The sequence below is a fragment of the Halomonas sp. LBP4 genome (assembly GCF_003202205.1).
GTDB classification, from domain to species: domain Bacteria; phylum Pseudomonadota; class Gammaproteobacteria; order Pseudomonadales; family Halomonadaceae; genus Halomonas; species Halomonas flagellata.
The window spans coordinates 839,724-853,654 of sequence record NZ_PDOG01000001.1 but is presented as its reverse complement, the minus strand read 5'-3'; the positions used below and the strand labels follow the sequence as shown (position 1 = coordinate 853,654).

14 protein-coding genes are annotated in these 13,931 nt (G+C 71.5%); 9 read left to right on the top strand and 5 right to left on the bottom strand.

Annotated elements, in window-relative coordinates; translation table 11 throughout:
- Positions 1-14 precede the first annotated feature (14 nt).
- From CR157_RS03970 to CR157_RS03950, 5 genes are all read right to left on the bottom strand, one after another.
- Positions 15-890, bottom strand: a complete 876-nt coding sequence (locus CR157_RS03970) for an aldo/keto reductase (protein ID WP_110282217.1) — start codon at positions 888-890, stop codon at positions 15-17.
- Positions 887-1,849, bottom strand: coding sequence for an aldose epimerase family protein (locus CR157_RS03965; protein WP_110282216.1), 963 nt, complete (start codon positions 1,847-1,849; stop codon positions 887-889). The genes CR157_RS03970 and CR157_RS03965 overlap by 4 nt, the downstream gene beginning before the upstream one ends.
- A 30-nt stretch (positions 1,850-1,879) precedes the next feature.
- Positions 1,880-2,848 (bottom strand): glucokinase, encoded by a 969-nt coding sequence (gene glk, locus CR157_RS03960; protein ID WP_110282215.1) that lies wholly within the window; start codon positions 2,846-2,848, stop codon positions 1,880-1,882.
- Between the two features lie 53 nt (positions 2,849-2,901).
- Positions 2,902-4,788, bottom strand: coding sequence for a phosphogluconate dehydratase (edd, locus tag CR157_RS03955; protein WP_110282214.1), 1,887 nt, complete (start codon positions 4,786-4,788; stop codon positions 2,902-2,904).
- Between the two features lie 131 nt (positions 4,789-4,919).
- A complete protein-coding gene (locus CR157_RS03950) occupies positions 4,920-6,314 on the bottom strand; it encodes a coniferyl aldehyde dehydrogenase (protein ID WP_181421946.1) in 1,395 nt (464 codons plus the stop codon).
- 124 nt (positions 6,315-6,438) lie between these two features.
- On the opposite strand from CR157_RS03950, the gene CR157_RS03945 reads away from it, so the two are divergent.
- Genes CR157_RS03945 through CR157_RS03905 form a run of 9 tightly spaced genes read left to right on the top strand, consistent with a single transcriptional unit; the run spans position 6,439 to position 13,903 of the window.
- Positions 6,439-7,572, top strand: a complete 1,134-nt coding sequence (locus CR157_RS03945) for a GNAT family N-acetyltransferase (RefSeq protein WP_110282212.1) — start codon at positions 6,439-6,441, stop codon at positions 7,570-7,572.
- A 59-nt stretch (positions 7,573-7,631) separates the two neighbouring features.
- Positions 7,632-7,982, top strand: a complete 351-nt coding sequence (gene ftsB / locus CR157_RS03940; RefSeq protein ID WP_110282211.1) for a cell division protein FtsB — start codon at positions 7,632-7,634, stop codon at positions 7,980-7,982.
- Positions 7,979-8,701, top strand: coding sequence for a 2-C-methyl-D-erythritol 4-phosphate cytidylyltransferase (gene ispD / locus CR157_RS03935; protein WP_110282210.1), 723 nt, complete (start codon positions 7,979-7,981; stop codon positions 8,699-8,701). Before ftsB ends, ispD begins: the two co-directional genes overlap by 4 nt.
- Positions 8,702-8,716: 15 nt before the next feature.
- The gene (gene ispF / locus CR157_RS03930) at positions 8,717-9,208 is read left to right on the top strand and encodes a 2-C-methyl-D-erythritol 2,4-cyclodiphosphate synthase (RefSeq protein WP_181421995.1); all 492 of its coding nucleotides are present in this window, start codon (positions 8,717-8,719) and stop codon (positions 9,206-9,208) included.
- On the top strand, positions 9,201-10,265 hold the full coding sequence (gene truD / locus CR157_RS03925) for a tRNA pseudouridine(13) synthase TruD (protein ID WP_258364056.1): 1,065 nt from the start codon (positions 9,201-9,203) through the stop codon (positions 10,263-10,265). The genes ispF and truD overlap by 8 nt, the downstream gene beginning before the upstream one ends.
- A gap of 28 nt (positions 10,266-10,293) precedes the next feature.
- Positions 10,294-11,040 (top strand): 5'/3'-nucleotidase SurE, encoded by a 747-nt coding sequence (surE, locus tag CR157_RS03920; protein ID WP_110282209.1) that lies wholly within the window; start codon positions 10,294-10,296, stop codon positions 11,038-11,040.
- On the top strand, positions 11,027-11,707 hold the full coding sequence (locus tag CR157_RS03915) for a protein-L-isoaspartate(D-aspartate) O-methyltransferase (RefSeq protein WP_110282208.1): 681 nt from the start codon (positions 11,027-11,029) through the stop codon (positions 11,705-11,707). The genes surE and CR157_RS03915 overlap by 14 nt, the downstream gene beginning before the upstream one ends.
- The gene (locus tag CR157_RS03910; RefSeq protein ID WP_110282207.1) at positions 11,704-12,729 is read left to right on the top strand and encodes a DUF368 domain-containing protein; all 1,026 of its coding nucleotides are present in this window, start codon (positions 11,704-11,706) and stop codon (positions 12,727-12,729) included. The genes CR157_RS03915 and CR157_RS03910 overlap by 4 nt, the downstream gene beginning before the upstream one ends.
- Positions 12,722-13,903: a peptidoglycan DD-metalloendopeptidase family protein gene (locus CR157_RS03905; RefSeq protein ID WP_110282206.1), complete on the top strand. Its 1,182-nt coding sequence runs from the start codon at positions 12,722-12,724 to the stop codon at positions 13,901-13,903. The genes CR157_RS03910 and CR157_RS03905 overlap by 8 nt, the downstream gene beginning before the upstream one ends.
- Positions 13,904-13,931 lie beyond the last annotated feature (28 nt).

Genomic DNA, 13,931 nt, shown 5'->3' with positions numbered 1-13,931 from the left:
GTGGCGCGGCCGGTTCAGGCGACCTCATGGCCGCGGGCGGCCTCGAGCAGGGCATACCAGCTTGGGCGTTCCAGCGCGAGGCCGGCGTCCGTGACCAGGGCCTCGAGGCGCTCGGCCTTGAGGCTGCCGACCACCGGCACCGGACGGCCGGGCAGGGCGCGCAGCCAGGCCAGGGCCAGGCCGGCGGGGGTCACGCCGTGCTCGTCGGCCAGCCGCAGCAGCAGCGGGCGCGCCGGGCCCTGGAGCACTCGTCCACCGCCCAGGGGGGACCAGATCATCGGTGCCAGGCCGTCGGCCAGCAGGGCATCGAAGCTGCCGTCGAACAGCGGGGCGGGGTGGTCCAGCGAGAGCTGCAGCTGGTGGGCCACCAGGTGCTGGTGCATGGCACCTTGCAGGCGGCGCCACTGCTCGGGCAGGTAGTTGGAGACGCCGGCGGCGCCGATCTTGCCCGCGGCGATGGCGTCGTCCAGCACCCGGCCGGTGGCCTCGGCGTCCATCAGCGGGTCGGGGCGATGGAGCAGGAAGTGGTCGAGCCGCTCCACGCCGAGCCGCGCCAAGGACGCATCGATGGCCTGCTCGAGATAGCCCGGCGAGCTGTCGTAGTGCTTGACGCGGAGGGGGGAGGCGTCGCGTTCCGGCGTGATGATGCTGGCCTTGGTGACGACCTTCACCCGGCCGGCGAGGCTGGGGCGGGCACCCAGGGCGGCGCCGAACAGTGCCTCGCCCTGGCGGTCGCCATAGATGTCGGCGTGGTCGAACCAGTCGAGCCCCTGGTCGAGGCGGGCCTCGATCCAGTCGGCCAGCCGTGCGGGGTCATGCAGCGCCGGTTCCTCGTGCAGCCGCATCATGCCCAGCAGGAAGGGCACCGGGAAGGCGTCGGGCCCGCTCATGCGCCCTCTCCGGCGTCCAGGGAGAGGGTGGTGCCCAGCAGGTGCTGGGCACCGGGCACCAGCCACACCGGATCGAGGCGGGTGTTGGCCGACTCCACGCAGAGAAAGCGGCGGGCCGCCTCCACCGTGGTGTCCCCGGGCGGGGTGTCGCCCGGGTGCCAGACCACCGCCGAGTCGCTGCCCTGGCGGGCGATACGCAGCCGGCGGCTGCCGTCGTCGAGCACGAGCTCGGCGTTGCTGTGATAGAGGCGGTCGAGCGCCCCACGGACCCCCAGCTCCCCCTGTTGCTCGCGCTCGGCGAAGCCGGCCAGCTTGTCCAGGTAGCGGGCGCCGGCCAGCCCCTCGACGCGGCAGGCATGGGCGTCGGCCACGGCCAGGTAGCTGTGCAGGGCGCCGCTCATCTTCACCGGCGTCTCGCCGACGTGCTCGGTGATCAGCTCCACGTGCAGGCGCTGGCCGTTGGCCTGGATCACCGCACGGGGAGCCAACTGGGTATGCAGGCGCTCCAGCGGCGAAAGATGCAGCTCCACGCCGCCCTCGTGCTCGTCCACGGCGTCGAGCCGCCAGTCGGCCTTGCGCGCCGGACCGTGCATCGGGCCGCTGCGATCCGGGGACTCGTCGGCGGTGTGCTCGTCGGCGAACCAGGGCCAGCACAGCGGGATGCCACCGCGGATCGCCCCGGGCAACGCCTGGGGGGTGGGCGTCACCCACAGCCAGCCGTCGCCGCGCTCATCGGCGGGTCGAGAGCCTTCGGCTGGCGCGGCATCGGGCGCCGGAAAAGAGCCTTCAGCTCGCGCGGGGGTGGGCGCTGGTAAATAGTGCAGGGCTTGGGCGCCCTGCAGCGATACCGCCAGCTCGCCCCAGGGCTCATTGGCCAGCCACAGCTCGCGGCCTTGCCATTCGGCGCGGCGCTGGCCGCGAGTCTCGTCGAGCAGCGCTCGCAGGCTTGCGGGAATCATTCGACCTCCTCGGTCAGGCAACCCCTCGGGTCACTCGACTTCTTCGTTGTGCAGGGCCTCGGCGGCGCCCAGCAGGCCGGTCCAGGGGGCGGTCACCACCCGGACTGGCACGGCCGCCGTATAGGCGCTCATGCGTCCCTTGGCGGTGAAGGCCTCGCAGAAGCGGCTCTGCGGCAGCCAGTCGAGCAGCCGTGGCAGGATGCCACCGCACAGGTAGACCCCGCCGCGGGCGCCGAGCGTCAGGACGGCATCGCCGCAGACGTCGCCGAGGATCTTCAGGAACCGCAGCAGGGTATCACGGGCCACGGGGTCGCCGCCGGAGGCCCCTTCGGTGACCTCGGCCGGGGTCGCGTAGCGCGGTGGTGCACCCTTGAGCGAGCAGTGGGCCAGGTAGAGGTCGAGCAGCCCCTGGCCGCAGAGGATGCGCTCGACGCTGACCCGGCCGTAGCGGTTGCGGAAGTGCCTGAGCAGGTTCTGTTCGCGCTCGTCGGTGGGGGCGAAGGTGACGTGCCCCCCCTCGGCGGGCAGCGGGATCCAGGCGTGGCGGCCGGGGAAGAGGCCGGCCACGCCGAGGCCGGTGCCGGGGCCGATCACCAGCCGGGCGGCATGGGGCACCGCCGTGCCCGGCTGCACCTCCACCAGCTCGGCGTCGGCCACATGGGGCACGCCCAGTGCCTGGGCGGTGAAGTCGTTGATCACCTTGAACAGCTCGAGGTCGAGGGCCTGCTGCGCCTCGTGCCGGGAGAAGGTCCAGTGGTTATTGGTCATCTTCACCCGGTCGCCGCGGACCGGGCAGGCGAAGGCCAGGCAGGCCTCACGGGGGGCGCTCTCCCCCGTGGCGCCGACCCGGCCCAGGTAGTCGCGGACCGCCTCGACCAGCCCCGGGTAGTCGGCGCAGGGCAGGCTCAGGATGTCATGGGGCTCGAAGGCGCCCGGGGTCACCAGGGCAAGGCGTGCATTGGTACCCCCGATATCGCCGATCAGGGCGGGTCGGGTCATCGTGGATGTGTCTTTTCCGCCGATAAGCGCGGGTCGAGTCATCGGGCGGTTCCTCAGGCGTCGTCTTCGTGGATCTGGCCCTCCTGGCGTGCCAGGTCGTCGGCCTCGAAGCCGCCGAACACGCCGGCCCCTTCCTCGCCGCGCATGGCCAGGTGGCGGAAGCCGCCGAACAGCTCGCGACCGAGGCCCACGTGGTAGTGGTCCAGCTCGCCGATGCGCAGCTCGCGCTCGGTCCACTCATGGGCGTCGACCTTGACCTCGAGGCTGCCCCTGTCGGCATCGAGGCGCACGATGTCGCCATCCTTGAGCTTGGCCAGCGGCCCGCCATCCAGCGCTTCGGGGCTGATGTGGATGGCCGCCGGCACCTTGCCCGAGGCGCCGGACATGCGGCCGTCGGTAACCAGGGCGACCTTGTAGCCGCGGTCCTGCAGCACGCCCAGGTAGGGGGTGAGCTTGTGCAGTTCCGGCATGCCGTTGGCCTTGGGACCCTGGAAGCGCACCACGGCGATGACGTCACGGTCCAGGTCGCCGGCCTCGAAGGCCGCCTTGAGGTCGTTCTGGTCCTCGAAGATCTTGATCGGCGCCTCGACCAGGCGGTGCTCGGGCTTGACCGCGGAGACCTTGATCACCCCGCGGCCGAGGTTGCCGTTCAAGACGGTGAGCCCGCCGGTGGGGGCGAAGGGCTCGGCCACCGGGCGCAGTACCTCCGGGTCGAGGCTCTCGGTGGGCCCCTCGCGCCAGACCAGCTTGCCGTCCTCGAGGAAGGGCTCCTGGGAGTAGGCGGTCATGTCGGTACCGAACACCGTGGGGATGTCGGTATGGATCAGGCCGGCCCCGATCAGCTCGCGGATCAGCAGGCTCATGCCGCCGGCGGCCTGGAAGTGATTGATGTCGGCCTGGCCGTTGGGGTAGACCTGCATCAGGCTCGGGGTCACCGCGGAGAGGTCGGTGAAGTCCTCCCAGGTGATGGTCAGGCCGGCGGCGGCGGCCATGGCCACCAGGTGCAGGGTGTGGTTGGTGGAGCCCCCGGAAGCGAGCAGGCCGACGATGGCGTTGACGATGGCGCGCTCGTCGATCTGCCGGTAGAAGGGGCGGTAGTCGCCGCCGGGCTCGGTGTTGCGGATCGCCTGCTCGGTGGCGAAACGGGTCAGCGCCTCGCGCATCTCGGTGCCGGGGTTGACGAAGGAGGTGCCGGGCAGGTGCAGGCCCATCATCTCCATCATCAGCTGGTTGGAGTTGGCGGTGCCGTAGAAGGTGCAGGTGCCGGGGCTGTGGTAGGAGGCGGACTCGGCCTCCAGCAGGTCCTCGCGGCTCGCCTTGCCCTCGGCGAACAGCTGGCGGATGCGGGCCTTCTCCTTGTTGGGCAGGCCGCTGGGCATGGGCCCGGCGGGCACGAACATCGCCGGCAGGTGGCCGAAGCGCGCCGCGGCGATGAACAGCCCCGGGACGATCTTGTCGCACACGCCGAGATAGAGGGCGGCGTCGAACATGTTATGGGACAGGCCCACGGCGGTGGCCATGGCGATCACGTCGCGGGAGAACAGCGACAGCTCCATGCCCGGCTGGCCCTGCGTCACGCCGTCGCACATGGCCGGCACCCCGCCGGCGAACTGGGCGGTGGAGCCCATGGCGCGGGCGGCGGCCTTGATGGTCTCGGGGAAGGTCTCCAGCGGCTGGTGGGCCGAGAGCATGTCGTTGTAGGAGGAGATGATGCCCAGGTTGGCGCTGTTCATCATCTTCAGCGAATTCTTGTCCTCGGTGCCGCAGGCGGCGAAGCCGTGGGCGAGGTTGCCGCAGGAAAGCTCGCCGCGGTGCACGCCGCGACCGTGCTGGTCCGCCATGCGGCTCTCGTAGAGGGCGCGGCGTTCACTGGAGCGCTCGCGAATGCGGCGGGTGACGTCGGCGACGGTGTCGTTGAGGGCGGGGGTCGTGCTGGCCATGGGGCACCTCGGAATCGAGTGTTGGCTATTTAGTAAACTTACCAAAAATTGATCCGGCTTTTTGTCAATGTTACGCGGTTGGCGGTCATGTTTGTAGTTTTATTACTGCGATATTCGTCGTACTCCCTGGTTCAGAGGCCCAGCAGCCGCAGCAGCCAGCGCCGGTAGGGCGGGTCGAGCAGCCCCGCCGCGCTGCGCCGGCTCTGCAGGAAGACGCCACGCTCATGGCTGAGGCGCCGGAAGCCGGCCTCGCCGTGGTAGGCCCCCATGCCGCTCTCACCCACGCCACCGAAGGGTAGCGCGGGCACGGCGTTGTGCCACAGGGTGTCGTTGAACACCACGCCGCCGGAGTGGGTCTCGCGCAGCAGGCGCTGGCGCCGTGCCGGATCATCGGTGAAGGCATACAGCGCCAGCGGATGCGGCCGCTGCTGGATGAAGGCCAGGGCGGCGTCCAGGTCGCGCACGCCCAGGATCGGCAGCCAGGGCCCGAAGATCTCCTCATGCATCAGCATAAGCCCTTCGTGGGGATCGATCACCAGGGTCGGGGGCAGCTTGCTCCCCTCGCGCAGCTCGACCGGCTCGCCCAGCGGGATCACCCGGCAGCCGTGATCCCGTGCCTCTTCCAGCATGGCATCCAGGCGCTCGCGGTGCTGCTCGCCGAGGATGGCGGTGTAGTCGTCGCCGGCGGCGCCGCGGGGGTGGAACCGCTTCACCGATCGGCCCAGGGCCTCCACGAAGGCGCCGAGGCGTGGCTCGTCGATCAACACATAGTCCGGGGCGATGCAGGTCTGGCCGGCGTTGAGCCACTTGCCGAAGGCGATGCGCCGGGCAGCGTGCTCCAGGTCGGCGTCGTCGGCGACGATGGCCGGGGTCTTGCCGCCGAGTTCCAGGGTCACCGGGGTGAGGTTGGTGGCGGCGGCCCGGGCTACCTCGCGGCCGATGCGGGCACTGCCGGTGAACAGCAGGTGGTCGAAGGGCAGGGCGGCGAAGGCGCGGCCGATCTCGACCTCGCCGGTCACCACGCAGAGCTCGTCGGCGGCGAAATAACGCGCCGCGAGCCTCGCCATCAGTCCGCTGGTGGTGGGGGTCTGCTCGCTGGGCTTGATCATCACCCGGTTGCCGGCGGCCAGGGCATCCACCGCCGGCAGCAGGGCCAGGTTCCAGGGGTAGTTGGCGGGGGCGATGATGCCCACCACCCCCAGCGGCTGGCGATGGACGCGGGCGCGGGCCGGCCACAGCCGCAACGGCATCGCGGCACGCCTGGGGCGCATCCAGCGCCTGAGGTGGCGGCGGGCATGGCGCACGGCCTGCAGCACGGTGGCGACCTCCGCCAGGCGGGTCTCGGCCTCGGCGCGGTGGCCGAAGTCCTGGCGGATCGCCCGGGCGATCTCGTCGCGGTGGTGGCGGGTCATGGTCGCCAGGCGGGCGAGGCGGTCGCGCCGGGTCGCCAGCGACGGAAAGCGCTCGGCGGCGAAGGCGTGGCGCTGTGCGTCCAGGCGTGCCTGCAGGTCACGGGCGTTGGCCATGCGCATCTCCCTTGGCATGTGGAAAAACCGGCAGTGGAACGGGCGGCAAGGTCTGCGCACAATGTAGGCCTTCGGCCGGCCGCTTGTCAGCCGCTTCCTCCATGGCTTCGCCGCGGGAGACCCCATGTCCGAGCTGATCCTCAAGGAGTTGCCTGCCATCGAGGCGGTGTCGCCCTCGCGGTGGAACGCCCTGGTGGACGACGACCACCCCTTCCTGCGCCACGAGTTCCTGCATGCGCTGGAGGCCAGCGGCGCGGTGGGGCCGGCCACCGGCTGGGTGCCGCGCCACCTGACGCTCTGGCAGGGCGAGGCGCTGGTCGGCGTCATGCCCCACTACCACAAGCATCACTCCTTCGGTGAATACGTCTTCGACTGGGCCTGGGCCGAGGCCTGGGAGCGGGCCGGCGGACGCTACTATCCCAAGGGGCTCAGCGCCATCCCCTTCACCCCGGCGCCGGGGCCGCGGCTGGCGCTGGCGCCGGGGATCGACCCGGGCGAGGCCAGGGCGCTGCTGGCACCGGCCTGGGAAGCGAGTGCGCTCTCCAGCTGGCACCTGCTGTTCGCCGAGGAGGCCGAGGTGGACGCCTGGCGGTCGGCCCGCCCCGGGCTGCTGGTGCGCCATGGCGTGCAGTTCCAGTGGCGGGATCGCGGCTATGGCGACTTCGACGGCTTTCTCGCCGCGCTGACCTCGAAGCGGCGCAAGGCGATCCGTCGCGAACGTCGCCTGGTGGCCGAGCAGGGCCTGACCCTGCAGCGGCTGGAGGGCGGCGAGATCGACGCGGGCACCATGGCCCACTTCTTCCGCTGCTACGAGATCACCTACCTGGAGCGGGGCCGGCACGGCTACCTCAATCTCGACTTCTTCGAGCGCCTGCGCCGTACCCTGCCCGAGGCCCTGGTGCTGATCCAGGCACGCCTCGACGGCCGGCCGGTGGCCGCGGCGCTCTGCCTGCAGGGGGCTCGCACCCTCTATGGCCGCTACTGGGGCAGCGAGGTGGTGGCCGACTGCCTGCACTTCGAGGCCTGCTACTACCAGGGCATCGAGCACTGCCTGGCCAAGGGGTTGACCACCTTCGATCCCGGCACCCAGGGCGAGCACAAGCTGGCCCGGGGCTTCGCGCCGCGGCGGCTGCGCTCCCTGCATCATATCGCCGATCCCGGGCTGCGCGCGGCCATCGCGCGCTTCTGCGCCGAGGAGCGCGTTCACGTCGACGCCTATCGCCGGGCGGCGGAGCAGGCACTGCCGTTTCGGGCGTGAGGGCGGCGGACTAAGGTGGCATAATGCCTGCCATTGTCGTGTCGAGACGGAATTCCCGGATGCTCAAGTGGCTGGCCATCGTGCTGATCGTCCTGCTCGCCCTGTTGCAGTATCGCCTGTGGCTGGGGGAGGGGGGCATCCGCGACCTCGCCCTGGTGCGCGAGCGCGTCGCCGCCCTGGAGGCGGAGAACAAGCCGCTGCGTGACCGCAATGCCCGGCTCGCCGCCGAGGTGGTCGACCTCAAGACCGGCCTCGACGCCATCGAGGAGCGCGGGCGCAGCGACATCGGCATGGTGCGCACCGACGAGCAGTTCTTCTGGGTGCCGGGCGTCGCCGTGGAGGCGACCCGGCTCGAGGCCAGTGCCAGTCGAGTCGCGGGCGCGTCGCCGGCCACGGAGGCGAGCCGATGAGCGAGGCGCCCTGGCTGGTGGTACCCGCCGCGGGGCGGGGCCGGCGCATGGGCGCCGACCGGCCCAAGCAGTACCTGAGCCTGCATGGCCGGCCCGTGCTGGCGCATACCCTGGCACGGCTGCACCAGGCCTTCCCCGCGGCCCGTCTCTGCCTCTGCCTGGAGGCCGATGACCGCCACTTCGATCCGGCCTGGGTGCCCTTCGCCGACTGGCGCCGGGTGCCCGGCGGGGCCGAGCGGGTCGACTCGGTGATCAATGCCCTGGACGCCATCGCCGGCGACGCCGGCGAGCACGACCTGGTACTGGTCCACGACGTGGCCCGTCCCTGTGTCACCGTCGACGACCTGGCGCGCCTCCACGCCGTGCTCGCCGATGATCCGGTGGGCGGCCTGCTCGCCACGCCGGTGGCCGACACCATGAAGCGTGACGATGGCGCCGGGCGGGTCAGTGCCACCGAGTCCCGGGCGGGGCTCTGGCACGCCCTGACGCCCCAGGGGTTCCGCTATGGCCTGTTGCGCCGGGCCCTGGGGGAGGCGCTGGCACGAGGCCTCGCGGTGACCGACGAGGCCTCGGCGGTGGAGGCCCTGGGGCAGGCGCCGCGGCTGGTGGCCGGGCGTCGTGACAATCTCAAGATCACGCATCCCGAGGACCTGGCCCTGGCCGCGCTGGTGCTGGCCGCCCAGGCGGCCTCGCCGTCCATCACCGAGGAGTCGACCTGAGTGGGTGAGAACAGCATGCTGCGAATCGGCCACGGCGTCGATGTCCATCGCTTCGGCGAGGGCGACCACCTGATGATCGGCGGCGTCCGGCTGCCCTTCGACCACGGCTTCGTCGCCCACTCCGATGGCGACGTCCTGCTGCACGCCGTCTGCGATGCCGTGCTCGGCGCCTGTGGGCTGGGCGACATCGGCCGCCATTTCCCCGACACCGACCCGGCCTGGGCCGGCGCCGACAGCCGGGCGCTGCTGCGCCGGGTGGTGGCGCTGGTCCAGGAGGCCGGCTACCGGGTGGGCAACCTGGACGCCACCGTGATCGCCCAGGCGCCGAAGCTGGCCCCGCATATCGCCGCCATGGTGGCCGCTATCGCCGAGGACCTCGGTGTCGAGGCCTCCGCCGTCAACGTCAAGGCCACCACCAGCGAGGGGCTCGGCTTCACCGGCCGCGGCGAGGGGATCGCCGCCGAGGCGGTGGTCCTGCTGCTGCGACGGGGGGCAGGGGGTGACTGAGCCAGTGGGCGACCCCATCGACTGGCCGCCGGCCTGGCCCCGGGTGCTGGATGGCGAGTTCGGCCCGCCGGCCGCCGGCGACTACCGGGCCTGTCCCGAGGACTTCGCGGTCGAGGAGTGCCTCGACTTCGCCCCGGAGGGCGAGGGCGAGCACCTCTGGCTGTGGATCGAGAAGCGTGACCTGACCACGGCGATGGTGGCCCGCGAACTGGCGCGGCTCTGCGAGGTCGCGCCCCGCGAGGTCGGCTATTCCGGGATGAAGGATCGCGTCGCCGTGACCCGCCAGTGGTTCTCGGTCCAGCTGCCCGGCCGCGAGGCCCCTGAGGCGCTGGTCGAGCGCCTCGCCGCCCTCGGCATCCGGGTGCTCGACCGGGGGCGCCATCCACGCAAGCTCAAGCGCGGCGTGCACCGTGCCAACCGCTTCCGCCTGCGGCTCACCGGGGCGGCGGTCGAGGACCCGGGGTTGCCGGCGCGCTGGGACTGGCTCTGTCGCCACGGCGTGGCGAACTATTTCGGCCCCCAGCGCTTTGGCCCCGGCGGGCGCAACCTGCTGCGGGCCCGCGCCCTGCTGGCCCGTGGCTGGCGCAAGCGCGACGACCGCGACGGCATGCTGCTCTCGGCGGCGCGCAGTTTCCTGTTCAACGAGTTGCTGGCGGCACGCATTCGCGCGGGCAACTGGGCGATGACGCTGCCCGGCGAGGTGGTGATGCTCGACGGCACCGCCAGCCAGTTCTCGGTGGCGACCCCCGACGCCGAGCTGTCGGCCCGGGCCGAGCGCCTCGACCTGCACCCCAGCGGCGTGCTCTGGGGGACCGGGGACTCGGTGGCCGGCGACGCGGCGAGGGCCCTCGAGGCGGCGCTGCCCGAGCGCTATCCGGCGCTGTGCCGCGGACTCGAGCGGGCCGGGGTACGCCTGGCCCGCCGGGCGCTGCGCCTGCGCCTGGCCGACCCGGCCCTCGAACGGGGCGACGGCGAGCTGTGGCTGTCGTTTGCGCTGCCGCGGGGCGCCTTCGCCACCGCGGTGCTGCGGGAATTGATCATGCACCCCGGCCTGTGACCGGGGGCGAGGCAAGCGAGGAATGACGATGCGACGACTGTTGCTCTCCAACGATGACGGGGTGCATGCGCCGGGGTTGCGCGCCCTGCATGACGCCCTCGCCCGCCACGCCAGGCTGCGCGTGGTGGCACCGGATCGCGACAAGAGCGGGGCGAGCAACTCCCTGACCCTGAGCCGGCCGCTGGCGCTCACCGCCCTGGACAACGGCTTCTACAGCGTCGACGGCACGCCGGCGGACTGCGTCTACCTGGGGGTCAACGGGGTCTGGGACGAGAAGCCCGACCTGGTGATCTCCGGCATCAATCACGGTGGCAATCTGGGCGACGACGTGCTCTATTCGGGGACCGTGGCCGCGGCCATGGAGGGGCGCAACCTGGGCATGGCGGCGATCGCCATGTCGCTGGTCGGCTCGCGTCACTTCGATACCGCCGGTCGGGTGGCGGCCAGCCTGGTGGGGGCGGCCGACCAGCTCTCGCTGCCGCCGCGCAGCCTGCTCAACGTCAACGTGCCCGACCTCCCCTGGGACGAGATCCGGGGCTTCCGGGTCACCCGCATGGGCTATCGCGGGCCGGCGGCGCGCCCGCTGGAGGTACGCGATCCGCGTGGCCGCGTGCGCTACTGGATCGCCGCCGTCGGCGAGAACGCCGACGACGGACCGGACACCGACTTCGCCGCCGTGGAGGCTGGCTTCGTTTCCATCACCCCGCTGCAGACCGATCTCACCCGGCATGCGGCACTCGACGACGTGCAGGGCTGGCTGGATGCACTCACCTGATCTACGCCCCGATCTGCTGCAAGGGATCGGCATGACATCGCAGCGAACCCGTGACCGCATGGTGTCTCGACTGGCCGCCCAGGGCATCCGCGACCCCAGGGTGCTGGAGGTGATGGCCCGGGAGCCACGCCACCTGTTCCTCGACGAGGCGCTGGCCCACCGCGCCTACGAGGACACCTCGTTGCCCATCGGCCACGGCCAGACGCTCTCCCAGCCGTGGATGGTGGCGCGGATGACCGAGCTGGTGATCCAGGAGAGCCCCGTCCGGGTACTGGAGATCGGCACCGGCTCCGGTTACCAGACCCTGGTGCTGTCGCGGCTGGTAGCGGAACTCTGGTCGGTGGAACGGATCAATGCCCTGCACCGTCGCGCGGGACAGCGGCTGCGGCGATTGGGCGCCCACCAGGCGCGGCTGCGTCTGGCCGACGGCGGCCATGGCTGGTCGGAGGCGGCCCCCTTCGACGTCATCCTGCTGACCGCCTGCGCCTCCGAACTGCCCGAGCCGCTGCTGGCCCAGCTCGGCGAGGAGGGGGTGCTGATCACGCCCCTGGCCGATGCCCGGGGGCGCCAGTGGCTGACCCGGGTGCAGCGCCAGGGCAACCAGTTCGAGCAACAGCGGCTGGAGTCGGTACGCTTCGTGCCGCTGCTGGAAGGAGTCATTCGTTGAAGCGACATCTGGGTATCTTTCTCAGGGGCGCCGGCATGGGGGCCGCCGACGCCGTACCCGGCGTCTCCGGCGGGACCATCGCCTTCGTCACCGGGATCTACGAGGAGCTGATCCACTCGATCAAGCAGTTCGGCCCCAGCGCCTTCGTCGCCTGGCGCCGGGGGGGGCTGCCGCAGTTGGCGGTGCACCTCAACCTCGCCTTCGTGCTGCCACTGCTGGCCGGGATCGCCGCCAGCCTGGTCAGCGTGGCGCACCTGGTGGTGTGGCTGATGGACGGCCATCCCCTGCTGCTCAACGGCTTCTTCTTCGGCCTGGTGGCGGCGTCGGCGGTGGTGGTCAGTTGCCATCCCGCCGACTGGAAGTGGTGGCACCTCCTGCCGCTGGTGGCCGGGTTGCTGCTGGCCCACTGGCTGCCGTCGCTGATGCCGCTGATCACCCTGCTCGGCAGCGCCAACCTGATGCTGGTGGTGGGGGGCGCCATCGCCATCAGTGCGCTCCTGCTGCCGGGGGTCTCGGGGAGCTTCCTGCTGCTGACCATGGGGCTCTACGGCACCGTGATGCAGGGCATCCGCAGTTTCGACCTGGGCCTGATCGCGATCTTCGGGCTGGGCTGCCTGATCGGCCTGTTCTTCTTCTCGCGCCTGCTCTCCTGGCTGCTGCGCCACCATCACACCGCCACCCTGCAGTTGCTGGTCGGCTTCATCGTCGGCTCGCTACCGGTACTCTGGCCCTGGCGGGAACTGGTACGCTATCGGCTCGGCCCGGATGGGCAGATGATTCCGTTGGACTACCGCTACCTGACCCCGGGCGACTATGCCCAGTTGACCGGCGATGCCGCGCAGCTCACGGCGGTCGTGGCGTTGGCGCTGGTCGGGGCGGCCCTGGTGCTGCTGCTCGGCCGTACCGGACGACCTGCCCCACCGGCAGGGCCGGTATCCCCTGACTCCCGTGAGGCCGGCGCTTTCCATGGGCCAGGCGCTTCTCATCGGTCAGACAACAAGGAGGAAGGCTCCGATGCGTAAGGTATTGCTGATTTCCGGCCTGGCCCTGGCCATGGCAGGGTGTGCCGCCCAGCAGGGCGAGGCCCCGCCGGTGCAGGTCCAGGACCTCTCCGCCAGCCGCGAGAACACGGCGGCCGGCGGCTACACCGTGGAGGCCGGCGACACCCTCTATGGCATCGCCTGGCGGCACAACATGGATTACCGCGACCTGGCGCGGCTCAACCGGATCAGTCCTCCCTACCAGATCCAGCCCGGCCAGCAGCTGGCGCTGACCCCCGAGGGGGAAGCCCCTGCCCGGGCGTCTGCCGGCGAGGCCTCTGGCGACCGCGGCGTGGTGGCCACCGGGATCGGCGGCCAGCAGGTTCCCGCCGAGCCAGGGAGCGACATGGACTGGCTGCTGCCCGACGAGGAGGCCATCGAGCGCAATCGCCGCCTGACCGCCCAGCGCCTCGAGCAGGAGCGGGAGGGCGAGGGCCCCAGCGAGGTGGCCATGGAGAGCGCCGCCGGGGTCACGGGGTCGGGCCAGGGACCAGGTCCGGTCTACGACTACGACAGCCCCGGCGCCGATGGCGCGCTGAGCGAGCGGGACCTGGCCGAGCGACGCGCCGCACAAGAGCAGGCCGCGCGTCAGGCGGAGCCCCAGGAAGCCGCCGAGCCGGCGGTGGAGCCGAGCCGCGAGGTGGCCGAAGCCGACCCCGAGCCGGCGCCGGTAGCGGAGCAACGGCAGGAGGAGGCAGCACCGCAGCCCGATGCGGGGACAGCGGTGGCCGGGGCCAGCGAGCCGAGCCAGGATCGCGATGGACGCCGTTACACGCCCGTCGACGAAGTGGCCTGGCGGTGGCCGGTGGACGGCGAGATCGTCGGGCGCTTCGGTGAGGGTTCGACCATCACCGCCGGCATTGATATCGCCGGGCAAAAGGGGCAACCTGTCAGGGCAGCCGGGCCCGGGATCGTGGTCTATGCCGGCAACGGGGTGAGGGGCTACGGCAACCTGGTCCTGCTCAAGCACAACGACCAGTTCCTGAGCGCCTATGCCCATAACGACAGCCTGCGGGTACGCGAGAACGATGTGGTCGAGGCCGGAGAGGTGATCGCCACCATGGGCGACAGCGACGCCGAGGACGTCCGGCTGCACTTCGAGGTGCGCAAGGACGGCCAGCCTCAGGATCCCCTGGAATTCCTGCCGTCGCGCTGAGCGCGGCGGCTCGTCGGGCAAAATGCTG